Genomic DNA, 25,402 nt, shown 5'->3' on the forward strand with positions numbered 1-25,402 from the left:
TTTTATTTGGCGACGGCGGCCACAAACTGTTCGTACGTCTGCCGCCAGCCTTCGAACTCTTTGCCGGTGCCGAGGAACTGGTTGTGCCAGAGGGTGATGAGGGTGCCATTGACCGATTTGACGCTGTTGTAGTAGTGCAGCAGTTCTTCCAGGGCTTCGGCCGGGGTGCGCTCTTCTTCGAAATAGGCGTTGGCGTCCATGAAGCAGAAGGGATACACCAGCAGGTTGGTGCTTTCTTCTTTTTGCAGGTCGTACCAGTAGAAGGGCGAGGCAATGGAGGCCCGGAAGCCGTTGACGGTGCCATAGCCCATCGAGTATTCGTGGGAAATGCCCTGGCCCATCAGGAACTGGTAGGTGTAGGGCAGCATAAAGCGCAGGTAATGCTGGCGGGAGGCGATGATGTTGCGGTGGGTAAGTTTTTCCAGCCACTTTCTTTCTTTGGGAAAGAGCGACCGCTCGTCGCCGCTGGCCCAGGAAGGGTGCAGGCCCAGGGGATATTTCTGGGCGATGGACTGGATCAGTGCCTGGAACTCGGGATTATCTATGGAAATGTTTTTGTCATAGACGCCCGCTTCCCGGGCCACCAGGAAGAAGTAGACGGGGGTAAGGTTATATTGTTGGTGCAGGAGGTCTATCCATTCGAAGGAATCGTAGGGGTCGGGCAGCTTGCCCTTCAGCACCTTGATGCGCTCATTAGCCTGGCGCCAGCGGCCTTCGAAGATATCACGAACCAGCGGCCAGAAGTTGCGTTTAAAGCCCTTGTTGCGATAGCTCCAGGCGATGTCGATATCGTAGGTGGGGATGAAGCGGAACTGGTGGGTGAAGAGCTCAAGGCCTCTGAACCTTTTTTCCAGCAGTTGCTTGAAGTCGTCCAGCCAGATGTTGATCAGCGGCTTGTCCAGGAAACCTTCCTGGAAGGCCACGGAGCTTTTGTGCGAGAAGCGTCCATACTGGTCCTTTTCGTGGGGCAGGTATTCCTCGTAGCGGCTGAGCAGGAAGAAAATGCCGGCAAAGAGGTCGAAATGCAGGTCGCCCGAAGCGGCAAAAAAGACCGTGTGGCCGTTGTACTCAAAGCATTCGGCCTTTACCTTCCGTTTTTCGCTTTCGAAAAGGAGGGCGTGCGGGTTAATGTAGAGCTCATCGTCGCTGATCCGGGTATGGGAGTAGTTGATCTTATAGTCAGCAGAGGCAATATAAGCCTGCTCGTTCGCTGTCAGCTTGAACGGGTGGTGAAAGTAATCCGCCAAAAAATTAATCACATACTGAAGCCTGGGGGTTATAGTATGACTATATACGATCACCGGAGCAATTTAATCAGTTTTCTTATTCTTTTCTCTCCAAAGCTGGCTAAAAGATTGGGGCGGGAACCGGATCTCGCCGCGGCTCTTTTTCCAGTCCGTCGCCAGTTTGTTCACCACCCAGTCCTTGACGCGGCCGGGGGCTACATCCAGCAAACTTCGGTTAAGCATGGCTGTCTTCCACAAGGTCCAGGCCACTTTTTCGGCCAGGGAGGTATAGTTCTCTTTTACCGCCTCGCGACGGTTCTCCAGCAGCAGCTCGTGCAGGTTGATTTTCACCGGGCACACTTCGGTGCAGTTGCCGCAAAGCGAAGAGGCATAGCTTAGGTGCTGCCACCCCTCCAGCCCTTTGAGGTGCGGGGTGATGACCGAGCCGATAGGGCCGCTGTAGGTGGTGCCGTAGGCATGGCCGCCGATGTTTTTATAGACCGGGCAGGCGTTGAGGCAGGCGCCGCAGCGGATGCAGCAGAGCGCTTCGCGGGTTTTGGGATTGGCCAGCAGGCGGGTGCGGCCGTTGTCGAGCAGGATTACGTACATGTCGTCGGGGCCGTCCACTTCGGGGCGCTGCCTCGGCCCGGCGATAATGGAGTTGTACACGGTGACCCTCTGGCCGGTACCATAGGTAGCCAGCAGGGGCCAGAACAGGCCCAGGTCGGACAGGGAAGGGAGCACTTTCTCGATGCCGGCGATGACGATATGGGTTTTGGGCCAGGCGCAGCTCAGGCGGGCATTGCCTTCGTTTTCGGTGATGGCCACGGCGCCGGTATCGGCAATGAGGAAGTTGGCGCCGGTGATGCCTACCTGGGCTTCGCGGTATTTTTCCCGCAGGTTTTCCCGCGCCACCTGGGTCAGCTGCACGGGGGTTAGGCCGGAGGCGGTGCCCAGCTTTTTGGCAAAGAGGCGGGCCACGTCTTCCTTGCTTTTGTGCATGGCCGGGGTAACGATATGGTAGGGCGGCTCGTTGTCGAGCTGCTGGATGTATTCACCCAGGTCGGTTTCCACGCTTTCAATCTCGTGTTCGGCCAGGAACTCGTTCAGCTTCAGCTCTTCCGTCACCATGCTTTTGCTTTTGACCAGGGTGGTGCATCCCTTCTTCCGGCAAATGTCCAGGATCAGCTGCCGCGCCTCCGCGGCCGTTTCGGCCCAGAGCACCTTGACGCCGCGGCGCGTACTGTTCTGCTCAAAGGTTTCCAGCTGGCGGTCCAGCGTTTCCAGGGCCTGCCACTTGCGGTTCTTGGCCCGTTCGCGGGCCAGGTGCAGCTGGGTGAACTGCTGCTTGCCCACGGGTACGACGGCATTGTAGCGGGCAATGTTGAAGTTGATCTTGCGACGGTGCTCCCGGTCCGTCGCCTTCACCGTGCTTTTGGCCTTAAAAGTGGAAGAGTGTTCTGACATGCGTATCTGTTTTTGATAGCGATGAATAATCCCGGGCAGCCGTTAAGGTCCTTAAAGTTAAGCTTCATGGAAATAAAAAAGAGAAAGGCAGACCCAACGGCCTGCCTTTCTCTTTTTGTATACCAATAGTTTATTTTCTTTTGGGCTTCGCAGCTTCCTTGGCTTCAAAAAAGTCATGGGCCACCTGGTCGAGCGTGTCGTAGAATTCGGGGCCGAACTTCCGCACCAGCGCTTCCTTCAGGAACTCGTAGACCGGCATTTTGAGCTTTTTGCCCAGCATGCAGCCGCATTTGCACAACACTTCCCGGGGTTCATAGTTCAGCATCGTGAACTCTTTGCTTTCGGAAACCTTGATGGGATAGAGGTGGCAGCTGATGGGCTTTTTCCATTCCAGCTTGCCGTCCCGCTGGGCCGCTTCGATGCCGCATTTGATGATGCCCTGCGCATCGCGGAAGCCGTAAGCGCAGATGCCGCCGTCGATGGTGGGGGTAACGGCACCGAACTCGTCGTCCTGCGTCGTCAGGCCCTGGCGGGCAATGGCTTCCAGCCCTTCGGGGGTCAGGTAGGGTTGAATAACGGGAAAGTTTTCGGTCAGGATCCGTACTTCCTCATCGGTGAGCGGTGCGCCGGCATCGCCTTCCTCGCAGCAGCCACCCTTGCATTTGTGCAGGTCGCACACAAATTTGGCTTCCACCACGTCGTCGCTGACCAGTACATTATCTATTGCTATCAAGGGAATGAATTTTGGGCAAAAGTAGCCCAATCTAGAGGGTTTGCCCCCAATCCGGGGAAATTTAACGAAACCGGGAAGCGGTTTACTTCCATTTTAAGGTGTTGATCAGGTGTTGCAGGTCGGCCTGGAGAAAGTTATTGACCGGCCGCAGCGAATCCTCGTTGGGCGTGGCGTCGAAATACAGGGCGCCCCGAAGGAAGTGCCGGCTGGTATCGGAGGCGAAAAACTGGTTGGCCGTGGCGGTATTCCCCTTCAGGGAAAAATAAACCCCGCTGATGCCGCCGGGCGTGCTGAACGGCCGGGGCTCGATGGACGAGGCCTTGTAGGTGTGCTGCTTATAGGAGAGGGTAAAGGCGTCGGCCACCAGGGAGTCGAACTTGTGCCGCCCGATCTCCTTATAACTTAAATAGATCTTGCCGTGGAACTGGGGAAAATAGATGTTGATCCAGTACGGGTTTTCGGGCTTCTGGTCGAAAAACAGGGTGTCCTGGATAACCTGGGCGTAGGCAGGGTACTCAAAGCTGTAGGGATAGCCCGGCTGGTTGAAGGACCGGTAGGCCTTTTGGGGCAGGTCGATCCGGAAATAGCCCCGCTGTTTGGGCGTATAGTCGCTGTTGCAGGAAAAAAAGGCCGCCAGGGACAGCAGGAGCCAGCCGTGTTTAATCTTCTTCATCTTGGAAATTGATCGTCACCTTAACGGACGTGATCCGGTTTTTATGGACTTCCAGCACGGTAAAATCAAAGTCGCCGGCGCTGATGGTCGTATTCACGGCGGGGAACTCGCCGGCGATTTCCAGCACCAGCCCGGCCAGGGAGTCGCTTTCGCCCCGCACTTCGTCAAAAGTGTCCAGGGAAAGGTTCATGGCCCGGCACATGTCGTGCAGCATGATCTTGGCGTCGACGATATAGCTGCGGTCGTCAATTTTGCGCACCACGTTCTCGTCCTCGTCGAACTCGTCACGGATGTCGCCGATGATCTCTTCCAGGATGTCTTCCATGGTGACGATGCCACTGGTGCCGCCGAACTCGTCCACCACGATGGCAAAGTGTACCCGGCGGGTCTGGAATTCCTTCAGCAGGTCCTTGATGAGCTTAGATTCCGGTACAAACATGGTCGGCCGGATAAGGGTATGCCAGTCGAAGCCGGCATCGTTGATAAAAGGCAGGATGTCCTTGGTGTTGAGCATGCCTACGATCTCGTCCATGTTCTTGTGAAACACGGGCAGGCGCGAATAGTGGAGGTCCTCGACGTTCTTTACCAGGTCGGCAAAGGAGGTTTCGTATTCCACGCCGTTCACGTCCAGGCGGAAGCGCATGATCTGGCGCACCGAGATGTTGCCGAACTTGACGATGCCTTTTAATATGTTTTTTTCCTTGTTGGTGGCTTTTTCGTTGCCCACATCGATGGCCTTGTCCAGCTCGCGCATGCTTTTGGACTGCATCTCGTGGGCACCGCTGTGCTGGCCAATGTTGTCGGCGATGGACACCATATGGGCGCTGATGCGGCGCAGCAGCAGGTGCAGGGCCTCGATGACGGCCGAGGAAATATAAGCAAAGCGCAGGTTGTTCTGGGTGGCCCATACTTTCGGCAGGATCTTGCCGATAAAGACGATCACAATGGCGATGATGACGATTTTGGCCACGATGTTGAGGTCGAGGGGGGCGCCGATGTGGATGGTGGGGAGGGCCAGCACCTGGCTCAGTAAGAAGTTGGCCAGCACGATGATGCTGATATTAAAGAAGGTGCCGCCAATGAGCAGGGAGGTGTATACGGCCTTGCGCTCCTCGAGCAGCGAGGTAATGCGCCGGGCAGCGGCATGCTGCTTGGTTTTCAGCATGTTGACATCCTTGCTTTGCAGGGAGAACAAGGCCACCTCGGCCCCCGCGGTAATAAAGCTTAACAGGATCAGTACCAGCAGCAGCACGGTAAGCAGCATGGTACTTTGCGGGTTGGCAAAAAGTAAGTTTGACGATTGCAGGAGGTTGTTAACCGACGAATAATCCAATGCCGAAAATTTGGTGAACGCTTGTTACCAGAAAGGCAGGTCGTTATGGCCTGCCCTTCGTGTGGTGCAAAAATATGGTTTATGCTATTTAAAAGGGAATATCGGGAGAAGGTTCTGTGATGGGGGCATCGGCACTGTGCATTCCTTCCATGCCCTGGTCGGAAGGCAGGGGTGTGGGGGTGGACCCTTCGACCCGTTTGTCGAGCATGATCAGATTGTCGCCGACCACTTCGGTGGCAAACTTGCGGTTGCCTTCCTTATCTTCCCAGCTGCGGGTGCGCAGCCTTCCTTCTATATATACCAGGCTGCCTTTGTGCAGGTACTTTTGGGCCAGTTCTGCCAGGCCCCTCCATAGCACTACGGTATGCCACTCTGTTTGAGAAACCAATTTGCCGGATCTGTCTTTGAAAGTTTCGGTAGTCGCCAGGGGAAATTTGGCTACCGCTATATTTCCTTCCAGGAACTGCACATCGGGATCTTTACCCAGATTCCCAATGAGCATCACTCTATTTACTCCTCTCATACATTACAATTTATCGTTTTATCAATCGCCCAAAAAGATCAACCCAGTAAATTTAATCATTTATCAAACAATTTGCCAGCAAAAAAAATAGGTAAAAATTACGCTTCCGGCACGCCTTCCAGAACCTTTTTCAGGGTTCGGGGAAAGGGATAGGCCTTCAGTTCGCTCTTTTTCACCCAGGAAACCCCGGGTAAATCGTGGGGCTGCCGCAACTGCAGGGAGGTAAAGGTGAAATGGATCAACTGGTGCGACAGGCGCTGCCGGAAGGCGGCGGGCTCCTCGTGGGGTAAAAAATGGGCTTCCGTAAGGCCATAGCTTTTTTGCAACTGGCCGAGCGCTTCGGCTGCCGTTGCTTCGGGGCCGGTTTCCACCAGCGGGAATTCATAGAGGTGTTGCCAGATGTCCCGGGCGGTGCGCTGGCGCAGGGCGAAGCGGTGGCCGGGATCGGATATTATATAATAATGGAACCAGCGCTCCCGCACCAGGGTTTGCTTCAGTTTTACGGGCAGCAGCAACTGCCGGCCGGAGAAGAAGGCCCTGCAATCCTTATTAAAAAAGCAGTCGGCGCAGTCGGGAGCGGGCTTGCACACCGTGGCGCCAAAGTCCATGATGGCCTGGTTGTATTCGGCGGCCTGTCCTTCGGGCAGGGTTTCCTGGGCCAGGCGGGCAAAGAGCTTTTTGCCTTCGGTCGTATCGCTGGGGGTATCCTCGTCGCCTATGCGCGCCAGCACGCGGAAGACATTGCCGTCCAGCACCGCATGGGGCAGGTTGTAGGCAAAGGAAGCAATGGCCGCGGCCGTGTAGGGCCCGACGCCTTTTAGTTGCAGCAGTCCGTGGAGGTCGGTAGGGAAAACGCCGCCCAGGGAGCCCGAAACATAGCGGGCGGTGGCCATCAGGTTGCGGCAGCGGGAGTAGTAGCCCAGGCCTTCCCATAATTTAAATACCTGCAGCTCGGGGGCGGCTGCCAGGTCGTGTACGGTGGGGAAGGCGGCGATGAAGCGCCGGTAATAATCAAGGCCCTGTTCTACCCGGGTTTGCTGCAGGATGATTTCGCTGAGCCAGATCCGGTAGGGATCTTTTTCCCCCTTCCAGGGCATCTGCCGGTTGTTCGCTTCGCGGTTCCACTGAAGCAGTTGTGCGGAAAATTTTTTATATGCAGAATCCTTCGGGTTTCTCACTAAATCCATGTATTTTACCTTGTCCATAAAAAAATATTCAACAAATTTTAAAGAAAATTGATTGTAGTATATTGACAATCACTATTTTTAATCTTATATTGTTAACACATAACTAAACCTTTGCTATGAGAAAAGCTGACTTAGTAAACCAGATTTCGGAAAAAACAGGTATTCCTAAAGTAGATGTGCTGGTGACCCTTGAATCCATGTTCAAAGAGATCAAAGACTCCCTCTCTAAAGGAGAAAACATTTACATCCGTGGATTTGGAAGTTTCGTGACCAAAAGGCGGGCTGCCAAGATCGGCCGCAACATCAAAAAGAACGTGGCCGTACAGATCCCCGAGCATTCGATCCCTGCCTTCAAGCCCGCGAAAGAGTTCGTTGCAGAAATAAAGAAAGTAAGTTCTGCAGAGAAAGTGGTGGCAGAAGACTAATTTTGCGAAAATTTTTTTGGTGAAGAGACCCCAGTGGATTACCGCGGCTCTGGCACTGGTAGCAGTACTGGGCCTGTACGCGGCAACAAGCAGACAGATTTTTAGCAGTAAGCAACAGCCCCCGGCCCAGGCCGAGGCCGGTGGGCATGCCCACTCCCATGAAGGACATGAGGATGCCGAGCTTTCGGTGGATACCCTCCTGGCGCGTGCCAAAGAAACCCTTACTCCCGAGCAGGCAAGCCGCCTGAATTTCCTGGAAAAAAGCATCACCCGGGGCGACGTGGCCTCCCAGCAATTGCACGTCTACCACCAGCTCGCCGGCTTCTGGCGCGACTCGGCCCGCATGTTCGAGCCGTATGCCTGGTACGCCGGTCAAGCAGCCCGGTTGGAAAATTCAGAAAAATCCCTCACCTTTGCAGCCCATTTATTTTTAGACAATCTCAGGGTGGAAGAAAATCCGGAGCTGAAGCACTGGAAAGCCCTCCAAGCCCGGGATCTGTTTGAACGGTCTTTGAAGGTAAACCCGGGAAATGATTCCTCTGAAGTTGGCTTGGGTGCCGTATACCTGTATGGCGGGATAGAATCGCCCATGACAGGTATCCAGCGCATCCGCACGGTGGTTGAAAAGCACCCCGACAATGTATACGCCCACATGACCCTGGGCCATGCATCGGTGCTCTCCGGCCAGCTGGATAAAGCAGTGGAACGGTTTAGCCGGGTAGTGGAACTGCAGCCTTCCAGCCTGGAAGCGGTCATTTCCCTGGCGGAGGTGTACGAACGCAAAGGCGAAAATGCCAATGCCATTGCCTGGTACAAGAAAAGCCTGCCGCTGGTGCCTGTCGAAGGACTGAAAAAAGAGGTGGAAAAGAGAATTGCTGAATTAAGCAAAAAATAAACTGTAACTAAATTAATAACTCAGTATGCCTTGTGGTAAAAAAAGAAAGCGTCATAAAATTGCGACGCATAAGCGTAAGAAAAGATTAAGAAAGAACCGTCACAAGAAGAAAAGTAAATAGGTTCTTTCAGAACGGTATCGGGAGCAATTTCTTGTCTCCGGTACCGTTCATTTTTGTTAACTGATTGCTTATCGCCGTTTGCACCCGCCCATAATTTGCCTCACCGCCTGCCTTTCCCTGCCTTCTATCGGCAATCGGTAAGGTTTTGGTATTTTAGCACCACAAGTAGTACATTCCTAAAGGTGTAGTAATGTGAACAAAGAATTAATAATAAATGCTGCCCCACATGGAGTGGATATAGCATTACTGGAAGACAAAAAGCTGGTTGAACTGCACAGTGAAAAAAGCGACGCCCGTTTTGCTGTGGGGGATCTGTACCTGGGAAAAGTAAAAAAATTGATTCCGGGCCTGAACGCCGCTTTTGTGGACGTAGGCTTTGAAAAGGATGCTTTTTTGCATTATACCGACTTAAGCCCTTACGCCAAATCGCTGCTCAAATTCACCCAGGTCGCCATCAACGACAAAACGCCCGGCGGCTTCAACTTCGCCGAGTTCCAGATCGAGCCCGAGATCATCAAGACCGGCAAGATCAACGAAGTGCTGAGCGGTAAGCCCAACATCCTCGTCCAGATCCTCAAAGAACCCATCGCCGCCAAAGGCCCCCGCCTGAGCTGCGAAATTTCCCTTCCCGGGAGGTTCGTAGTCCTGACGCCCTTCAACGACATCGTGGCCGTTTCCCGCAAGATCCATTCGTCGGAAGAACGCAAACGCCTGCAACGCATCATCGAATCCATCAAGTCGAAAAACTTCGGCGTCATCGTACGCACCGCGGCGGAAGGAAAAAACACCGCCGAACTGCACGAAGACCTGTCCGAACTGGTGGCTACCTGGAAGACCATCCAGGCCAACCTCCGCGGCGCCGCCCCTCCCACCAAGATCCTGAGCGAGCAAACCAAGGCCACCAGCATGCTGCGCGACCTGCTCAACGAAGATTTTAACCGCATCGTCACCAACGATAAGGCCATTTTCTCGGAAACGAAGAACTATATCCAGCGCATCGCCCCGGAAAAAGCCGATATCGTTTCCCTGCACCAGAACGGCAGCCAGCCCATTTTCGACCAGTTTGGCATTACCAAGCAGGTAAAGGCTTCCTTTGGTAAAACGGTAAACCTCAATAGCGGCGCCTACCTCATTATCGAGCATACCGAGGCCCTCCACGTAATCGATGTGAACAGCGGCTATAAGAGTGTCAGCAACAACCAGGAGCAGAACGCCCTGGAAACGAACCTCGAGGCGGCCGAAGAGATCGCCCGCCAGCTGCGGCTGCGGGATATCGGCGGCATTATCGTCGTGGACTTTATCGACATGAAGCTTCCCGATAACAAGAAGAAGCTGATGGAGAAGATGGAGGAGTTCATGAAGACCGACCGGGCGAAGCATGCCGTGCTGCCCATTTCGAAGTTCGGCCTGATGCAGATCACCCGCCAGCGGATGAAGCCGGAAATGAACATCAACACCCAGGAGGTGTGCCCGAGCTGCCAGGGAACCGGAAAAATTTCCTCCACCCTGATCCTGGAAGACGAGATCGAGAAGAACCTGAGCTACCTGTTCACCCATAAGCACCAGAACCTCACCATCGTGGTGCACCCCATCGTATTTGCCTACCTCACCAAAGGCTGGCTGTGGTCGAAGGTGGCCAAGTGGAAGCGGAAATACAACCAGAAGGTAACGGTGAAGGCCGATACCAACAGCCACATGACCGAATTCCGTTTCTTCGACCACAACGGCGAAGAGATCAAGCTGTAAGAAAAACGTTCCCCATATAGAAAAAGCCTCCCCGCTTCGGCGGGGAGGCTTTTTCTGTGAACCGCGGTGGGGTTTCAATAACCATCTTCAAAAATTTACTCCCGGTCCCGGGCGCCCAAAAACAGCATAATGTACTGTACCAGGGTCACAACGGCGGCCAGGGCGGCAACCACATAGGTCATGGCGGCCCAGAAAAGAGCGTTTTTGGCCTTGGGAAATTCGCTGGCAGTCGTCACATTGGTGGTACGCAACCAGGCAAGGGCCCGGCGGCTGGCGTCAAATTCCACCGGCAGGGTCACCACCGAAAACAACACCGACAGGGCAAACAAGGCGATACCGATCAGCAATAGGGTCGTATTACCGGAGGCTGCCATGATGACGCCGAATAGCAGCACGAAGTTCACAATGGAAGCGCTGAACTGAACGGCCGGTACCAGCTTGCTGCGCAGCGTCAGCCAGCTGTAGGCGTCGGCATGCTGCACGGCGTGGCCGGTTTCGTGGGCGGCAATAGCGGCGGCCGCCACGCTGTAGCTGCCGTAGACATCGGGGCTCAGGTTAATGGTTTTATTCAAAGGGTTGTAGTGATCGCTCAGGAAACCATCCACCGAGACCACCTGTACATCGTAGATCCCGTTTTCGCGCAGCATCTTCTCCGCCACCTCTTTGCCCGTCAGCCGGGCCTGGAGGGGAATTTTGCTATACGCGGCAAACCGGCCCTTCAGTATCATGGAAACAACCATACTGATGCCGATAAAAAGTAAGGAAACCAACATAATTGACGGTGTCATTGGCTAATATATTTTAGATAAAATGCATCAAATCTGTTACCAACCGAATTCCCCACTCAAGAAAATCTTCAGATTTAACAGATCGGCTTTCGTTTTGTCAGGTCTGCGCAAAACTGGCTCTGCGGTCTGACAGTTTTGCAGTGGGTAAAATAGGCCCATGACAAAGGATGGATTTATAATATATTGATTTTCAGTTATTTATGCGCCCAAAAATGAACGTGGAAATTTCTTAAAGGCTTCCAAAAGTTATGCACAGGGCCAAAAAATAATTTTGTTATGTGGGGCATATTTGTAATTTAGTGTCAGAATTTAATGGGTTAGTAAGTAAGGGGGTCGATCGCAAGATCGGCCCTTTTTACGTTTTTACCCCCCTTTGGGTCCGTGCTGCCCAAACAGGCCCTCCGGCCGCTTTCTCCGGGCCGGCACCCCTCAATTCTCTATAATTTTACACCATGTCGAAAGTAAAAACAGCCTTTTTTTGCCAGAACTGCGGATACGAAAGTGCCAAATGGGTGGGCAAATGTCCGGGCTGCCAGCAATGGAACACCTTTGTAGAAGAGCTCATCCAGAAAGATAACAAAAAGGGCGGCAGCGCCGACTGGCAGGAATATGCCGGCGGGGGCGCCGCTTTCAAGAAAATAGTACCCCTGCAGCAGATCCAGACCCGGGAAACGCCCCGCCTGCTGACGATAGACCCTGAGCTGAACCGGGTGCTGGGCGGCGGCATCGTACCGGGCAGCATCGTACTGGTAGCCGGGGAGCCCGGCATCGGTAAGTCGACCTTATTTTTACAGATGGGTTTGCAGCTCCGCGACCAGATCGTGCTCTACATCAGCGGCGAGGAAAGCGACCAGCAGATAAAAATGCGGGCCGACCGCCTGAAAATGGAAAACGAGAACTTTTACCTGCTGACGGAAACCTCTACCCAGACCATTTTCGCCGAGATCAAGAAGCTGAAACCTTCCCTGATCATCGTGGATTCCATCCAGACCCTGGAATCACCCTTTATCGAATCGTCGGCAGGCAGCGTGTCGCAGATCCGTGAATGCGCCGCCGAGTTCCAACAGTTTGCCAAGGAAACCAATACCCCCGTCTTCCTCATCGGCCATATTACCAAGGACGGCAGCATTGCCGGTCCCAAAATCCTCGAGCACATGGTGGATACCGTGCTGCAGTTCGAGGGCGACCGCCATTATGCTTACCGCATCCTGCGGACGCTGAAGAACCGCTTCGGCAGCACCGCCGAACTGGGCATTTACCAGATGAGCGATGCCGGCATGGCGCCCGTGCTCAATCCCAGCGAGATCCTGATCACCCAGAAAGAAGAACAGCTCAGCGGTATTTCCATTGCCGCCACTATCGAAGGCCAGCGGCCCCTGCTCATCGAGGTGCAGGCCCTGGTGAGCCAGTCGGTTTACGGCACCCCGCAGCGTACGGTGACCGGCTTCGACCTGCGGCGCCTGCAACTGCTGCTGGCGGTGCTGGAAAAACGGGGCGGCTTCCATTTCGGGGTCAAGGACGTTTTCCTCAACATCGCCGGCGGCCTGAAAGTCGAAGATCCCTCCATTGACCTGGCGGTGCTCTGCGCCCTGCTGTCGTCGTACGAAGACGTAGCCGTGCCCCACAACCTCTGCTTTGCCGGTGAGGTCGGCCTGAGCGGCGAGATCCGGGCCGTGAACCGGGTGGAACAACGCATTGCCGAAGCCGAAAAGCTGGGCTTTGAAAAGATCATCGTTTCCAAATACGGCCAGAAAGGCCTTTCCGCCCGCAAGTTCCAGATCGAAGTCGTCAGCATGGGAAGGGTGGAGGAAGTGTATAAGCACCTGTTTTAGGAATTTGGGAATTCGTTAATTGGTTAATTGGGTATTAGGAAAGGTAGAGCAAACCCATAGAAAGGATTCCGTCTCAGGAAGCCACTTCGACCTAATACCCAATTAACCAATTAACCAATTCCACGTACCTTGTACGAAAACCTTCCATTTCCTTCTTCTCCACCATAACCGACTCCCTCCTGCACCTGGTGTTCCCGCACCTGTGCGCGGGCTGCGGCAGTGACCAGCTGAGCCGGGAAAGCCTCATCTGCGTCGATTGTCTTTCTTCCCTGCCGTCCACCTACTTTCATATGCACGGCAATAACCCGGTGGAAAAGATGTTCTGGGGACGGCTGCCGGTGACCTGTGCCACGGCCCAGTATTATTTTACCAAGGATTCCGTGGTGCAGCGCCTCCTGCACCAGCTGAAGTACCGGGGCAACCGGGAGCTGGGTACCTTCCTGGGGAGGATGATGGGGCAGCAACTGGCCCAGTCCAACCGGTTCTTGTACGTGGATGCCCTGGTGCCGCTGCCGCTCTTTCCGGCCCGGGAGCGCCGGAGGGGCTACAACCAGGCGGCCCTGTTGTGTGCGGGCATCGCCGAATTTCTGCAAAAGCCCGTGCTGCCCCATGCGGTGGTCCGCAGGACGGCCACGGCCACCCAAACCCGCATGAACCGCCTGCAGCGCTGGCAGAACATGGAAAACCGCTTTGAGCTGGTGAACGGCGAAGGCCTGGAAGGTAAACACCTGCTGCTGGTGGACGACGTGGTGACCACGGGCGCCACCCTGGAAGCCTGCGGCCGCGAACTGCTGAAAGCGCCGGAGGTACGCCTGAGTATCGCCACACTTTGTTTATCTTCAACCTGAGTTTGCCTCCAGACGAATTTTTTCACCTAAGATTTTGCCCGTGAGAATTGCCGCCCTTCTTCTTTTTGCCCTGGTGCTTTTTTCCTGCCGGAAGGAATCGTTTACCACCAACCCGGATGCGCTGCTGGCCGTATCCGACGATACCCTGCATTTTGATACGGTATTTACCGCTACCGGTTCCGTTACGCAGATGGTAAAGATCTATAACGGCAACAGCAAGGGCGTCCGCCTCGGTTCCATCGAGCTGAAGGGCGGGGCTGCCTCCCCGTTCCGGCTGAATGTGAACGGGCTACCCGGTACCCGCTTTACGGACCTGGCCATTGCCCATGAGGACAGCATTTACCTATTTGTGTCGGTAAAGATCGATCCCTCTGCTGCCGCCCTGCCGTTTGTGGTCCGCGACAGCATCGAGCTCCAATACAACGGGCACACCGACTGGGTGCAGCTGGAAGCCTTTGGCCGCAATGCCCATTTCTTCCGCGCCCGCCGCATTACCGGCAACGAAACCTGGACGGCCGACCTGCCCTACGTGATCCTGGGCGGCCTGGAAGTGGCGGCCGACGCCACCCTCACCATCCGGGAGGGTTGCCGGGTGTACCTGCATGCGGATGCGCCGCTGCTGGTGAACGGCACCCTGAAAGTACAGGGCTCCGATTCGCTTCGGGTAGTGTTCACCGGCGACCGCCTGGACGACCCTTACCGCGATTTTCCCGCCAGCTGGCCGGGGCTGATATTCCTGGACGGCAGCAAGGACAACAGCCTGCAGTTTGCCGAGATCCGCAATGCCTACCAGGCCATCGTGGTCCAGAACCCTTCGGTAAACGGGGCGCCCAAGCTGCAGTTGCAGGAAACCATCATCGACAATGCCTACGATGCCGGCATCCTGGCGTCCAACGCCCACATCACCGCCCGCAACCTGCTGGTGTCCAACTGCGGCAGGAACCTGCTGCTGGTGAATGGCGGCAATTATTCGTTCGTGCATTGTACCGTAGCCTCTTATGCCAACAGCTACCTGGCCCACGACAACCCCGTGCTGATCGTTGCCGACTACCTGGACCAGGCAGGGCCCTTCCGCCCGGTGCAGGCCCTTTTTCGCAATTGCATCTTCTGGGCTGAAGGCGGACTGGTCAAAAGCGAAGCGGTGGCCCTGCGGCGCGGCAACCAGCCCTTCAACGTGCAGTTCGACCAGGTGCTGTGGAAAGTGGAAACCCCTCCGGCCAACAGCACCGTCACCGGCGCCATCAACAACCAGGCGCCGCAGTTCCGGGAAATCGATGTTTCCAAACGGAAGTTCGATTTCCGCCTGACCGAGACCTCTCCGGCTGTGAACAAGGGCACCAATGCCGGCGTCTCCATCGACCTCGACAACCATTCCCGGCCGCTGCAGGCCCCGGACCTGGGCTGTTACGAGAGCTTCTGATAGAAGCCGTTAATAAAGGTTAAAAGTCCCGGATGGAGCATAGAGACCCGGGCCCATCCGGCCGTATTTCCCTACTTTTAAATTTAGTTTCCCATTCAAAGCATTAACCCGTCAAATCAGAAGTTATGAAGACATTCCTGCTGGCAACCCTGCTGACCGCTATTGTTGCCGCCACTTCCATTTACGACTTTAAAGTGCCCGGCCTGGAAGGCGGCACCATCGACCTGAAAGCCTACAAAGGCAAAAAGATCCTGATCGTCAATACCGCTTCCAAGTGTGGCTATACCCCCCAGTACGAAGAGCTGGAAAAGCTGTACAAGCAGTATAAGGACAAGCTCGTGATCATCGGCTTTCCCGCCAACAATTTCAAAGGACAGGAGCCGGGTTCCAATGCCGAGATCAGCGAATTCTGCAAGCGCAACTACGGCGTGACCTTCCCCATGGCCGAAAAAGTATCGGTTACCGGTGACGACATCCACCCGCTCTTCCGTTACCTGACCGACGAAGCCAAAAAGATCGGCGCCGAAGAGCCCATCATCAAATGGAATTTTACCAAATTCCTCATCGACGAAAAGGGCCGCCTGGTAAAAGTGTTCCGCAGCAACGTAAAGCCCATGAGCGAGGACATTACCAGGTATTTGAATTAGCACGTATGGGGTAGAGGGAATTGGTTCATTGGTTCATTGGGAATTAGGAAGGGGTAACCTGCCGACATTTCTTCGCCGTTCATGCCACTATCTTCCTTCCCTGTAAATAATTAGAAGCCACGCCACCGCGTGGCTTTCTTTTTTGGGGCGGCCCCGTCCCTAATTCCCAATGAACCAATGAACGAATTCCCCAATTCCTCCTTTGCTCCTTTTCACATTATTGCGTAACATCGCACATGCAGTTTCAAGATGTGATTGGACAGCGGGAGGTAAAGACCCACCTGGCCGAAATGGTGCAGCAGAACCGCCTGAGCCATGCGCTCCTGTTTTTGGGAAAGGAAGGCAGCGGCGCCCTGGCCCTGGCCCTGGCCTTTGCCCAGTACCTTACCTGCCAGAAAGTGGCGGAAAGCAGTAATGCCGGTCCCTCGCTCTTTGGCGAGCCGGCAGAACCTGTATTCCTGCCCGACTCCTGCGGTGCCTGCCCCTCCTGCGTCAAGGCGGCCCAGCTCATTCACCCCGACATCCATTTCTCCTATCCGGTAGTGACCAAAAAGGCGGGCACCCCTCCTATCAGCACCGACTATATTACCGAATGGCGGGAATTCATCGGCCAGCGGCCCTACGGCAATGTGTACGACTGGCTGCAGTTTATCGGGGCCGAAAACAAGCAGGGCAACATTACCGCCCAGGAATGCAACGACATCATCCGCAAGCTGAACCTGAAAAGCTTTGAAAGCGGTTATAAAGTGCTGGTGCTGTGGCTGCCCGAATACCTGGGAAAGGAAGGCAACAAGCTGTTGAAACTGATCGAGGAGCCCCCGGCCAATACGTTGTTCATCCTGGTGGCCGAAAGCGAGGAAGGCATTTTGAATACCATTTTGTCGCGTTGCCAGCTGGTAAAAATCCCGGCCCTGGAAGCCGCCGACGTGGAGCAGGCCCTGGTAAGCCGGGGTGGCTGCAAGCCCGAGCAGGCCCGCCAGATCGCCGGTGTCAGCGAGGGCAATTACCGCGAGGCGCTGCACTTGCTTCAGCATGCCGACGAGGATTTTCACAGCCTGCTGCGCGAATGGCTGAACGCCACGGTCAAGAATGCGGTGATCGCCCAGGTAAAGTTTATTGAAGAGATCGGCCGGTTGGGGCGGGAAACGCAAAAGCAGTTTCTGCGCTATTTTACCCACCTGCTGGAGGAGGCCGTGCGCCTGCAGGCCCTGGACGGCCCGGCCGGGCAGCGCTTTCTGGAGTCCTTATCCCCCGCCGAGCAGGACTTTGCCGGCCGGCTGAACAAGCTCCTTACCCTGGAGCAGAAGGAAGCCATTGCCGCCGAGCTGGACAAAGCCGCTTATTATATCGAGCGGAACGCCAACGGCAAGATCCTGTTCCACGCCTTAACCATTAAAATTTTCCATATCATCCGCAGCAATGCGGTGATTGTGTAACCTCTCCCCCGGCTCGCCAGAGGCGAGCCGACCCCTCCCCACATAGGGAGGGGTGAGGTATCGTAGCTTCGCGGCAGAACAGAATAACAAAGGATAAAGCAAATATTTAATAGGCTTTAAAAAGCTTAAAGGCGATCAGAATCCGTATTTATGGACCCTGGCCGCCTTTTTACTGATAAAAACATTACTCCCGCGAAGCCACGCTGCTTCACCCCTCCCTATGTGGGGAGGGGTCGGCTCGCCTCTGGCGAGCCGGGGGAGAGGTTACACCGCGCTGAACAGCGAACCGGTGCCGCCCAGGGCGGGCGGGGTCTTGCCCAGGTGCTCGTAGGCCTTGCCGGTGGCTTCGCGGCCGCGGGGTGTGCGCTTGATAAAGCCTTCCTGGATCAGGAAGGGCTCGTACACTTCTTCCAGCGTGCCGGACTCTTCGCCCACGGCGGTGGCGATGGTGGTAATGCCCACGGGGCCGCCCTTGAACTTATCGATAATGGCCGAAAGGATGCGGTTGTCCATTTCGTCCAGGCCGTGGTTGTCCACGTTCAGGGCCCGAAGGGAGTGCTGGGTAATGCCCAGGTCGATCTGGTTGTCGTTCAGCACTTGGGCGAAGTCGCGTACGCGGCGCAGCAGGCCGTTGGCGATCCGCGGCGTACCGCGGCTGCGGCGGGCGATCTCGCCGGCGGCGTCAGGGGTGATGGACACCTTCAGGATCTCCGCCGCCCGCAGGATGATCTTTTTCAGCGTGTTGGCATCGTAATACTCCAGCCGCGACTTGATGGCGAAGCGGGAGAGCAGGGGCGCCGTCAGCAGGCCGCTGCGGGTGGTGGCGCCGATGAGGGTAAAGGGATTCAGGTTGATCTGGATGCTCCGGGCATTGGGGCCGCTGTCGATCATGATGTCGATGCGGTAGTCCTCCATGGCCGAATACAGGTATTCCTCCACCACCGTGCTCAGCCGGTGGATTTCGTCGATGAACAGTACGTCCTTCGGACCGAGGCTGGTGAGCAGGCCGGCCAGGTCGCCGGGCTTTTCGATCACCGGCCCCGAGGTTTCCTTGATGTTCACCCCCAGCTCGTTGGCCACGATGCGGCTCAGGGTGGTCTTTCCCAGGCCGGGAGGGCCGTGGAACAGCACATGGTCCAGCGCTTCGCCGCGCAGCTTGGCCGCCCGGATAAAGATCACCAGGTTTTCGATGATCTGCTGCTGGCCCGAAAATTCCGCGATCTGGCCCGGCCGGATATTGTTCTCAAACTCCTTGTCAGCCGAGGTGAGCGGGGCTTTTTCTGTATTTAAGTTCGGATTTGCCATAATTCTTCAGTCGGTAAAGCTACGTTTTTTGCCAAAAAAGTTAGCAATCAAATTGTTATACTTCCCTGGCGTTCTTTCCCTCTTTATCGCTTAGATTAGAAGTAAATTTTTGCGTATGAAGATAGGCGTTTTAGGTACTGGCGTGGTCGGGAAGTCCATTGCTTCGGCCCTGGTGAAACAAAAGCACCTGGTACGGCTGGGCAGCCGGTCGGCCACCAATGCAAAGGCGGAAGCCTGGCTGCAGGAGTCCGGCGATTATGCCTCCATCGGCGACTTCGACGATGCGGCCGCCTTCGGCGACCTGCTGTTCTTTTGCCTCAACGGCGAGTATGCGCTGGACGTGGCCGGCCGGCTGGACCGGGACAGCGTGCATGGAAAGGTGATCATCGACACCACCAATCCCCTGGACTTTACCCGCGGCCTGCCGCCCCGCATCCTGGAAGGGCTGGGCAACGGCAACTCGCTGGGCGAGGAGCTGCAGCGGGCCCTGCCGGGCTCCTTCGTCGTAAAAGCCCTCAATACGGTGAACCACGAGCTGATGGTGGATGCCCGCCTGGTCAACAAGGGCGAGCACAACCTCTTTATCTGCGGGAACAATGCCGAGGCCAAGAACAAGGTAAAGCATTTTTTGGTGGATAACTTCCGCTGGAAAGCCGACCGCCTGGTGGACCTGGGGCCCATCGAGGCTTCCCGGGTTACGGAGGCGTTCGTTCCTTTCTGGGTGTCCATCTGGCAGCACCTCGGCACGCCCCTATTTAATTTTAAGATCGTGCGGTAACGGTTTTTTCACTCCCTTGCGAAGGGCATCAGTTGCAGGATCAGGTCGGGGTCGGGGCAGTTGGCCAGCCAGGCTGCGCGTTCGCTGAAGGCGCAGACGCCGGGATAGTCGCCGCTGCGGCCCTGGAGGTTCTTAATAATCTGGAAATGCAGGTGCGGCGGCCAGTTGCCGTTTTCCTGGGGAATGCCGAATTCGGCAAACACGTCGCCCCGTTCCATTTGCTGGCCCTCGCGGAGGTCGCGCAGGGAGTTCAGGCTCAGGTGGCCGTAGAGGGTGAAAAAGCTGTGGTCTTCGAGGCGGTGGCTCAGGATGATGGTGCCGCCGTAGTCGCCGTAGGCATGGTTGAAGGCAAAGCTGTGCACCACGCCAAAGAGGGGCGCCCGTACCGGCGTCAGGGGTTTGCCCCAGATGTCGATGCCCAGGTGAAAGCGGCGGGGTTCGCCCGCTTCGCCCCCTGCCGGTGCGGCCTCGCTGAACAGGGCGCTGCGCTGGTAGATGGTGCGGTGCTCGCCGTAGCCGCCAATGCCGTAGCGGGCGCCGGAAGCCTGGAGCTTTGTCTGAATATAATGGGAAAAACGCTGGGTGTCGTTGAAGATATCTTCGCTCAGTTCGGTATTGCTTTGGGAGAAGTCGAACCGTTGCAGCTTGTCGGTCGCCGCATCGAAGGGCACCACCGGGTGATACGGCTGGTGCTGTTGCAGCAGGGTTTCCAGAGAGGAATTTTCAGCCATGGAGGAAAGGTAAGAAATTCTGAAAGACCTCCGGCTGTTAGAATAGACCTGGCAGGTTTTTAAAACCTGCCAGGTCTTCTGTTTTCTTATACCACGATGTTGATCATTTTATTTTTTACATAAATGATCTTCTTGGGTTGCTTGCCTTCGAGCCAGCGTTGCACGGCGGCATTTTCCAGCACGATAGCTTCCACCTGCTGCTGCGTGGCATTCAGGTCGAGCACGATCTGTGTGCGGGTTTTACCGTTGATGGAAATGGGGTATTCCTTGGAAGTTTCCACCAGGTGCCGCTCCTCGAATTTCGGGAAGGCGGCGTCCAGCACCGAACCTTCATTGCCCAGCAGGTGCCAGAGTTCTTCGCAGATGTGCGGGGCAAAGGGCGTCAGCAGCACCAGCACCGGCTGCAGGAGCTCCCGCTTGTGGCATTTGAGGTCGTTCAGGTCGTTCACGCACATCATGAAGGCGCTCACGGCCGTATTGAAGGAGAAGCGCTCGGTATCGTCCTCGATCTTTTTGATGGTGCGGTGCAGCACTTTCAGTTCGGCGGGCGTGGCTTTTTCGTCCGTGACGATCAGCCCTTTCTCTTCGTCGGCAAACAGGCGCCACAGCTTTTTCAAAAAGCGGTGCACGCCCTCGATGCCCTTGGTATCCCAGGGTTTGCTCAGTTCCACGGGACCCAGGAACATTTCGTACATGCGGAACGTGTCGGCCCCGAATTTCTCCACGATCATGTCGGGGTTGACGGTATTGAGCTTGCTCTTGCTCATTTTCTCCACTTCGGCGCCGCAGATGTAGCGGCCGGCGCCTTCCTCGTCGTCGGTCAGGGAGGAAGTGGAGCCGTATTCCAAAATAAATTCGGCGTCGGCGTATTCGGGCTTGGACTTGCGGAAGGCTTCCACGTCCAGGTCCAGGCCGTCGACGATGTTCACGTCTGCGTGGATGCGGTCGGTCTCGTACTGGTCGGCCAGGCCGGCGGATACGAACTGGTTGGTGCCGCGTACCCGGTACACGAAGCGGGAAGAGCCCTGGATCATGCCCTGGTTCAGCAGTTTTTTGAACGGCTCGTCGAAGGAGATGTGGCCCAGGTCGTACAGGGCTTTGGTCCACATGCGGCTGTAGAGCAGGTGGCCGACGGCGTGCTCGGTGCCGCCCACGTACAGGTCTACCTGGTTCCAGTAGTCGCTCACCTTGCGGTCGCAGAAGGCCGCATCGTTGTGGGGGTCCATGTAGCGCAGGAAGTACCAGGAGGAGCCGGCATAGCCGGGCATGGTGTTCGTTTCCAGCTCGCGGGCCGTCCATTCGGAGATATTGGCCAGCGGGCCTTCGCCTTCGGGGCCGGGCTTATAGCTTTCCACGTGGGGCAGCTCCAGGGGCAGCTCGTCTTCGTTGAGGGGGTAGGCAATGCCGTCCTTCCAGGTAATGGGAAAGGGTTCGCCCCAGTAGCGCTGGCGGCTGAAGGCGGCGTCGCGCATCTTGAAGTTCACCTTGCGCTTGCCGATGCCCAGTTCTTCTACTTTTTCGATCACTTTTTCAATGGCCTGGCGCATGGGCGTGCCGTTGAGGAAGCCGCTGTTTTCCAGGATGGCATCCTTGGTGGGGTTGGCCTCCTGGCCATCGTAGTAGTCGCCGATGATGTTGGTGATGGGCAGGTGGAAGTGGCGGGCGAACTTGTGGTCGCGTTCGTCGCCGCAGGGCACGGCCATGATGGCGCCGGTGCCGTAGCCGGCCAGTACGTATTCGGAGATCCAGATGGGGATGGGCCGCTGGTCAAAGGGGTTGAGGGCGTAGGCGCCGGTAAACACGCCGGAGATCTTTTTCTCTGCCATGCGTTCCCGTTCGCTGCGGCTTTTTACAAAGGCGATGTAGTCTTCCACGGCCTTGCGCTGGTCGGCGGTGGTGATCTGCTCCACCAGCTCGTGCTCGGGGGCTACTACCATAAAGTCCACGCCGAAGATGGTGTCGGGGCGGGTGGTGTATACACGCAGCTGCTGGTCGTGTCCCTTGATGGCGAAGTCGATCTCGGCGCCGGAGCTTTTGCCGATCCAGTTGGTTTGCATTTCCTTCATGGCGTCGCTGAAGTCCACGGTCTGCAGGCCTTGGAGCAGGCGGTCGGCGTACTCGGTGATGCGGAGGTACCACTGGCGCAGCTTTTTCTTCACCACGGGGTGGCCGCCGCGTTCGCTGAAGCCGTTGATCACTTCGTCGTTGGCCAGCACGGTGCCCAGGGCCTCGCACCAGTTCACTTCGCCGTAACCGCAGTAGGCGAGGCGGTATTCCATCAGGATGGCCTGCTGCGTTTTTTCGTCAAAGGCTTTCCAAGCTTCGGCGGTAAACGTAACCGAGGAGGTGCCGGTCTCGCCTGAGGCGAGATGGAATTGGGAGTTGGGAATGGGGTGGTGGACGTTGCCTTCCTGTTCAAAAATGTTTACCAGGCCGTCGATGGGTTCGGCTTTCTTTGCCTGGCGGTTGAACCAGCTTTTAAATAATTGCAGAAAAATCCATTGGGTCCAGCGGTAGTACCGGGCGTCGGAGGTATTCACCTCGCGGCTCCAGTCGAAGCAGAAGCCGATCTTATCGAGCTGGCTGCGGAAGGTCTGGATGTTTTTGGCGGTGCTGACGGCGGGGTGGATGCCGTGTTCGAGGGCGTATTGTTCGGCGGGCAGGCCGAAGGCGTCGTAGCCCATAGGGTGCAGGACGTTAAAGCCTTTGAGGCGTTTGTAACGGGCAAAGATATCCGAGGCGATATATCCCAGGGGATGCCCTACGTGCAGGCCGGCCCCGCTGGGGTAGGGAAACATGTCCAGCACATAATATTTCGGCTTGTCTGTAGCGTTCGACACACGGTAGACCCCGTTATCGGTCCATTGCCGCTGCCATTTCTGTTCAATTTCCCTGAAGTTGTATTCCATTGCTCTGGAGGTTTATCGTTTTGAGTTCTTGTTCCGGTCCTGTGGGGCCGGGAACGCAGTTTAGCGTTTTTTTAAGATTTCGAAGCCTTGCCGGGCAACATCCCGACGCCTTTTTTGCGTTCTGGGGGGAGCCTGCGCCTGTTGCCGCCCGGCCGGGCAGGGCTGCAAAAATAGTCGAATCCGCCCTATCAGAGGCGGGTAAAGGATTTTGCAGCCGCTGCCGGGGTGTAGCTGCAAACCTCTATTTTTGTTCACTTTTAAAACCCTAAGCATGACGCAGTCAGGAAAATCTTCTTCGCAACGCGGCAAACCCTCCTATTTTATGTCCATCCTGGGGGTGACCCTCGTATTGTTCCTCCTGGGCATTATGGGCTGGCTGACCATCAATTCCCAGAAGCTGATCCAGTATTTCAAGGAAAGCGTGGAAGTGCAGGTGTTCCTGCGGCCCAACATCGCCGATACCAGCCGGCAGAATCTTCAGAGCTACATTGCTTCCCAGCCGTACACCAAGGCCCTTAAATATACCGACAAGGAAACCGCCAAGCAGGAATGGCTGAAAAGCGGCGGCGAGGATTTTACCGAATTTTTGGAAAACAGCCTGCTGCCCACCAGCATCGACTTTACCCTGAAGGCCGATTTCGTGGATTCCAGCCGGCTGACGGCCATCAAAACCGACCTTTCCCGCTTCCCGGCCGTGGACGAGGTGAAATACCCCACCGCCGTGGTCGGCAAGATGCAGCGCAACTTCAACCTCATCAGCCTGGTGCTGGCCGGCGTGGCCATCCTCATTGCCCTGCTGGTGATCGTGCTGATCGACAATACCATCCGCCTGGCCATGTTCAGCAACCGCTTCCTCATCAAAACCATGCAAATGGTGGGCGCCACCCGCTGGTTCATCACCAAGCCCCTGAACATCCGGGCCATCGTCAACGGGGCCCTGAGCGCCGTTATCGCCATTATCCTGGTGTACGTGGTGGTGCAGGTGGCCGAGCACCTGCTGCCCGACCTGAAGGCCCTCCGCGACAATCGCCTGCTGGTGTTCATGTTCCTGGGCCTGATCATCATCGGCATCACCATCACCCTTTTCAGTACCTACCGCAGCGCGCTGAAGTACCTGAGAATGAAGCTGGACGAACTTTATTAGTGGTGGTTCGCGGACGACAAACCACAAACCACAAACTTTCCTTTACTTTGCCCGTCTTTATTTATTAATACACATGAAAGCGACAAGAACCTATTCTGCCGTTCAAAAGGAACCGGTGGCCCATCGTACGGATACGCCCCTGTTCGATAAAAGCAACAAGATCTGGATGCTGGCCGGCGCCGTGGTCATGATCCTCGGCTTTTTGATGATGGCCGGCGGCCGCAGCGACAACCCCCAGGTGTTCGAGCCCGGGCAGGTGTACAGCACCACCCGCATCACCCTGGCCCCTATTGTGATCCTTGCCGGCCTGGTCATTGAAATTTTTGCCATTTTCCGCCATCCCAAAGCATAAATATTCCGGATGTCGTCTCGCCTGAGGCGAGACGACATCCGGAATTCTTTTTCCGATGAACATCATTGAAGCTATTATTATTGCCGTTGTTGAAGGCCTGACCGAGTTTTTGCCCATTTCCTCCACCGGCCACATGATCATCACCTCCTCCTTGCTGGGGGTAGGGAAGGATGAATTTACCAAGGTCTTCGAGGTGGCCATCCAGCTGGGTGCCATCCTGGCGGTGGTGGTGCTGTACTGGCGCCGGTTTTTCGACTTCAGCCGCTGGCAGTTTTATATTAAGCTGATCATCGGGGTGATCCCGGCCCTGTTGCTGGGCTATTTGTTCAACGACGCCATCGAGGCCTTTATGGAAAGCCCCACCACCGTGGCCGTGGCCATGCTGGCCGGCGGGGTGGTGCTGCTGTTCATCGACAGCGTGTTCAAGCACCAGCCGGTGAAGTCCGAGGACCAGATCAGCTACGGCAAGGCCTTCCTGATCGGCTGCTGGCAGGTGATCTCGATGATCCCGGGCGTCAGCCGCAGCGCGGCCACCATCATCGGCGGCATGCAACAGAAGCTCACCCGCAGCCTGGCGGCCGAATTCTCCTTCTTCCTGGCCGTTCCCACCATGTTTGCCGCTTCGGCCTACTCCCTCTTCCTGAAAAAGTGGGACGGCAGCGGCGTGGAAAAACGGGGTTATGAGCTGATCACCGAGTCGACGCAGAACATCACCGCCTTTATCGTGGGCAACCTGGTGGCCTTCGTAGTGGCCATTCTCGCCATCCGCTTTTTCATCAACTTCCTGAAGCAATACGGTTTCCGGGTGTTCGGCGCCTACCGCATCATTGCCGGCCTCATCCTGCTGGTGCTGATTTATACAGGTTTTCTGAAGTAGGGCGAT

Annotated in this window: 23 protein-coding genes; 12 read left to right on the forward strand and 11 right to left on the reverse strand. The window is 56.0% G+C overall.

The annotated features are described in order from the left end of the window. Positions 1–2: 2 nt before the first annotated feature. The 7 genes from V9K67_RS18240 to mutY all read right to left on the reverse strand — a co-directional run bounded on the left by V9K67_RS18240 (position 3) and on the right by mutY (position 7,142). Positions 3–1,301, reverse strand: a complete 1,299-nt coding sequence (locus V9K67_RS18240) for a polysaccharide deacetylase family protein (protein ID WP_489753313.1) — start codon at positions 1,299–1,301, stop codon at positions 3–5. 9 nt (positions 1,302–1,310) lie between these two features. Further along, the gene (locus V9K67_RS18245; protein ID WP_336724903.1) at positions 1,311–2,693 is read right to left on the reverse strand and encodes a lactate utilization protein B; all 1,383 of its coding nucleotides are present in this window, start codon (positions 2,691–2,693) and stop codon (positions 1,311–1,313) included. Between the two features lie 130 nt (positions 2,694–2,823). Next, positions 2,824–3,426, reverse strand: a complete 603-nt coding sequence (locus V9K67_RS18250) for a DUF3109 family protein (protein ID WP_336724905.1) — start codon at positions 3,424–3,426, stop codon at positions 2,824–2,826. Between the two features lie 82 nt (positions 3,427–3,508). Beyond that, the gene (gene gldD, locus V9K67_RS18255) at positions 3,509–4,099 is read right to left on the reverse strand and encodes a gliding motility lipoprotein GldD (RefSeq protein ID WP_336724909.1); all 591 of its coding nucleotides are present in this window, start codon (positions 4,097–4,099) and stop codon (positions 3,509–3,511) included. Further along, positions 4,086–5,363 carry a gliding motility-associated protein GldE gene (gene gldE / locus V9K67_RS18260; protein ID WP_336724911.1) on the reverse strand — a complete coding sequence of 426 codons (1,278 nt, stop codon included), beginning with the start codon at positions 5,361–5,363 and terminating at the stop codon, positions 4,086–4,088. Before gldE ends, gldD begins: the two co-directional genes overlap by 14 nt. A gap of 157 nt (positions 5,364–5,520) precedes the next feature. Continuing rightward, entirely contained in the window at positions 5,521–5,955 is a 435-nt protein-coding gene (locus V9K67_RS18265; protein WP_336724913.1) for a single-stranded DNA-binding protein, read from the reverse strand. A 98-nt stretch (positions 5,956–6,053) separates the two neighbouring features. Next, positions 6,054–7,142: an A/G-specific adenine glycosylase gene (mutY, locus tag V9K67_RS18270; protein ID WP_336724916.1), complete on the reverse strand. Its 1,089-nt coding sequence runs from the start codon at positions 7,140–7,142 to the stop codon at positions 6,054–6,056. A gap of 116 nt (positions 7,143–7,258) precedes the next feature. Between mutY and V9K67_RS18275 the strand changes: the two genes are divergently transcribed. The 3 genes from V9K67_RS18275 to V9K67_RS18285 all read left to right on the forward strand — a co-directional run bounded on the left by V9K67_RS18275 (position 7,259) and on the right by V9K67_RS18285 (position 10,329). Continuing rightward, entirely contained in the window at positions 7,259–7,567 is a 309-nt protein-coding gene (locus V9K67_RS18275; protein ID WP_336724918.1) for an HU family DNA-binding protein, read from the forward strand. 19 nt (positions 7,568–7,586) lie between these two features. Next, positions 7,587–8,462, forward strand: a complete 876-nt coding sequence (locus V9K67_RS18280; protein WP_336724920.1) for a tetratricopeptide repeat protein — start codon at positions 7,587–7,589, stop codon at positions 8,460–8,462. A 352-nt stretch (positions 8,463–8,814) separates the two neighbouring features. Then, entirely contained in the window at positions 8,815–10,329 is a 1,515-nt protein-coding gene (locus V9K67_RS18285; RefSeq protein ID WP_336724922.1) for an Rne/Rng family ribonuclease, read from the forward strand. 95 nt (positions 10,330–10,424) lie between these two features. Here the strand turns inward: V9K67_RS18285 and V9K67_RS18290 are convergent, their stop codons facing one another. Further along, entirely contained in the window at positions 10,425–11,117 is a 693-nt protein-coding gene (locus V9K67_RS18290) for a zinc metallopeptidase (protein ID WP_336724925.1), read from the reverse strand. Positions 11,118–11,569: 452 nt separating this feature from the next. Between V9K67_RS18290 and radA the strand changes: the two genes are divergently transcribed. The 5 genes from radA to V9K67_RS18315 all read left to right on the forward strand — a co-directional run bounded on the left by radA (position 11,570) and on the right by V9K67_RS18315 (position 17,300). Then, positions 11,570–12,949, forward strand: coding sequence for a DNA repair protein RadA (gene radA, locus V9K67_RS18295; protein WP_336724928.1), 1,380 nt, complete (start codon positions 11,570–11,572; stop codon positions 12,947–12,949). A 188-nt stretch (positions 12,950–13,137) separates the two neighbouring features. Beyond that, positions 13,138–13,797, forward strand: a complete 660-nt coding sequence (locus V9K67_RS18300) for a ComF family protein (protein WP_336724930.1) — start codon at positions 13,138–13,140, stop codon at positions 13,795–13,797. Positions 13,798–13,837: 40 nt separating this feature from the next. After that, positions 13,838–15,217 carry a choice-of-anchor Q domain-containing protein gene (locus V9K67_RS18305; protein WP_336724932.1) on the forward strand — a complete coding sequence of 460 codons (1,380 nt, stop codon included), beginning with the start codon at positions 13,838–13,840 and terminating at the stop codon, positions 15,215–15,217. Between the two features lie 125 nt (positions 15,218–15,342). Then, positions 15,343–15,864, forward strand: a complete 522-nt coding sequence (locus tag V9K67_RS18310; RefSeq protein WP_336724935.1) for a glutathione peroxidase — start codon at positions 15,343–15,345, stop codon at positions 15,862–15,864. A gap of 236 nt (positions 15,865–16,100) precedes the next feature. Then, positions 16,101–17,300 carry a DNA polymerase III subunit gene (locus V9K67_RS18315; RefSeq protein ID WP_336724939.1) on the forward strand — a complete coding sequence of 400 codons (1,200 nt, stop codon included), beginning with the start codon at positions 16,101–16,103 and terminating at the stop codon, positions 17,298–17,300. A 264-nt stretch (positions 17,301–17,564) separates the two neighbouring features. Here the strand turns inward: V9K67_RS18315 and ruvB are convergent, their stop codons facing one another. After that, a complete protein-coding gene (ruvB, locus tag V9K67_RS18320; RefSeq protein ID WP_336724941.1) occupies positions 17,565–18,605 on the reverse strand; it encodes a Holliday junction branch migration DNA helicase RuvB in 1,041 nt (346 codons plus the stop codon). A 115-nt stretch (positions 18,606–18,720) separates the two neighbouring features. On the opposite strand from ruvB, the gene V9K67_RS18325 reads away from it, so the two are divergent. Beyond that, a complete protein-coding gene (locus V9K67_RS18325; protein WP_336724944.1) occupies positions 18,721–19,383 on the forward strand; it encodes an NADPH-dependent F420 reductase in 663 nt (220 codons plus the stop codon). 8 nt (positions 19,384–19,391) lie between these two features. On the opposite strand, the gene V9K67_RS18330 is transcribed toward V9K67_RS18325, so the two are convergent. Together V9K67_RS18330 and leuS are read right to left on the reverse strand one after the other, a co-directional pair. Next, positions 19,392–20,114: a peptidoglycan DD-metalloendopeptidase family protein gene (locus V9K67_RS18330; RefSeq protein ID WP_336724947.1), complete on the reverse strand. Its 723-nt coding sequence runs from the start codon at positions 20,112–20,114 to the stop codon at positions 19,392–19,394. Between the two features lie 86 nt (positions 20,115–20,200). Continuing rightward, positions 20,201–23,023 (reverse strand): leucine--tRNA ligase, encoded by a 2,823-nt coding sequence (leuS, locus tag V9K67_RS18335; protein ID WP_336724949.1) that lies wholly within the window; start codon positions 23,021–23,023, stop codon positions 20,201–20,203. A 271-nt stretch (positions 23,024–23,294) separates the two neighbouring features. Here leuS and V9K67_RS18340 point away from each other — a divergent pair, with 271 nt between their 5' ends. From V9K67_RS18340 to V9K67_RS18350, 3 genes are all read left to right on the forward strand, one after another. Further along, complete coding sequence (locus V9K67_RS18340; protein ID WP_336724951.1) at positions 23,295–24,167, forward strand: cell division protein FtsX; 873 nt, start codon at positions 23,295–23,297, stop codon at positions 24,165–24,167. Positions 24,168–24,240: 73 nt separating this feature from the next. Further along, positions 24,241–24,519, forward strand: coding sequence for a DUF3098 domain-containing protein (locus V9K67_RS18345; RefSeq protein WP_336724954.1), 279 nt, complete (start codon positions 24,241–24,243; stop codon positions 24,517–24,519). Between the two features lie 55 nt (positions 24,520–24,574). Further along, positions 24,575–25,396, forward strand: a complete 822-nt coding sequence (locus tag V9K67_RS18350; protein ID WP_336724956.1) for an undecaprenyl-diphosphate phosphatase — start codon at positions 24,575–24,577, stop codon at positions 25,394–25,396. The last annotated feature ends 6 nt before the right edge of the window (positions 25,397–25,402 follow it).

This window comes from Huijunlia imazamoxiresistens, assembly GCF_037132455.1.
GTDB classification, from domain to species: domain Bacteria; phylum Bacteroidota; class Bacteroidia; order Chitinophagales; family Chitinophagaceae; genus Flavisolibacter; species Flavisolibacter imazamoxiresistens.

Bases quoted from the DNA above. Each gene is read 5' to 3' on its own strand.
- V9K67_RS18245 (WP_336724903.1), bottom strand. From the start codon at position 2,693: ATGTCAGAACACTCTTCCACTTTTAAGGCCAAAAGCACGGTGAAGGCG.
- gldD (WP_336724909.1), bottom strand. From the start codon at position 4,099: ATGAAGAAGATTAAACACGGCTGGCTCCTGCTGTCCCTGGCGGCCTTT.
- gldE (WP_336724911.1), bottom strand. From the start codon at position 5,363: ATGCTGCTTACCGTGCTGCTGCTGGTACTGATCCTGTTAAGCTTTATT.
- V9K67_RS18265 (WP_336724913.1), bottom strand. From the start codon at position 5,955: ATGAGAGGAGTAAATAGAGTGATGCTCATTGGGAATCTGGGTAAAGAT.
- mutY (WP_336724916.1), bottom strand. From the start codon at position 7,142: ATGGATTTAGTGAGAAACCCGAAGGATTCTGCATATAAAAAATTTTCC.
- V9K67_RS18275 (WP_336724918.1), top strand. From the start codon at position 7,259: ATGAGAAAAGCTGACTTAGTAAACCAGATTTCGGAAAAAACAGGTATT.
- V9K67_RS18290 (WP_336724925.1), bottom strand. From the start codon at position 11,117: ATGACACCGTCAATTATGTTGGTTTCCTTACTTTTTATCGGCATCAGT.
- radA (WP_336724928.1), top strand. From the start codon at position 11,570: ATGTCGAAAGTAAAAACAGCCTTTTTTTGCCAGAACTGCGGATACGAA.
- V9K67_RS18310 (WP_336724935.1), top strand. From the start codon at position 15,343: ATGAAGACATTCCTGCTGGCAACCCTGCTGACCGCTATTGTTGCCGCC.
- V9K67_RS18315 (WP_336724939.1), top strand. From the start codon at position 16,101: ATGCAGTTTCAAGATGTGATTGGACAGCGGGAGGTAAAGACCCACCTG.
- ruvB (WP_336724941.1), bottom strand. From the start codon at position 18,605: ATGGCAAATCCGAACTTAAATACAGAAAAAGCCCCGCTCACCTCGGCT.
- V9K67_RS18325 (WP_336724944.1), top strand. From the start codon at position 18,721: ATGAAGATAGGCGTTTTAGGTACTGGCGTGGTCGGGAAGTCCATTGCT.
- V9K67_RS18330 (WP_336724947.1), bottom strand. From the start codon at position 20,114: ATGGCTGAAAATTCCTCTCTGGAAACCCTGCTGCAACAGCACCAGCCG.
- leuS (WP_336724949.1), bottom strand. From the start codon at position 23,023: ATGGAATACAACTTCAGGGAAATTGAACAGAAATGGCAGCGGCAATGG.
- V9K67_RS18340 (WP_336724951.1), top strand. From the start codon at position 23,295: ATGACGCAGTCAGGAAAATCTTCTTCGCAACGCGGCAAACCCTCCTAT.
- V9K67_RS18345 (WP_336724954.1), top strand. From the start codon at position 24,241: ATGAAAGCGACAAGAACCTATTCTGCCGTTCAAAAGGAACCGGTGGCC.
- V9K67_RS18350 (WP_336724956.1), top strand. From the start codon at position 24,575: ATGAACATCATTGAAGCTATTATTATTGCCGTTGTTGAAGGCCTGACC.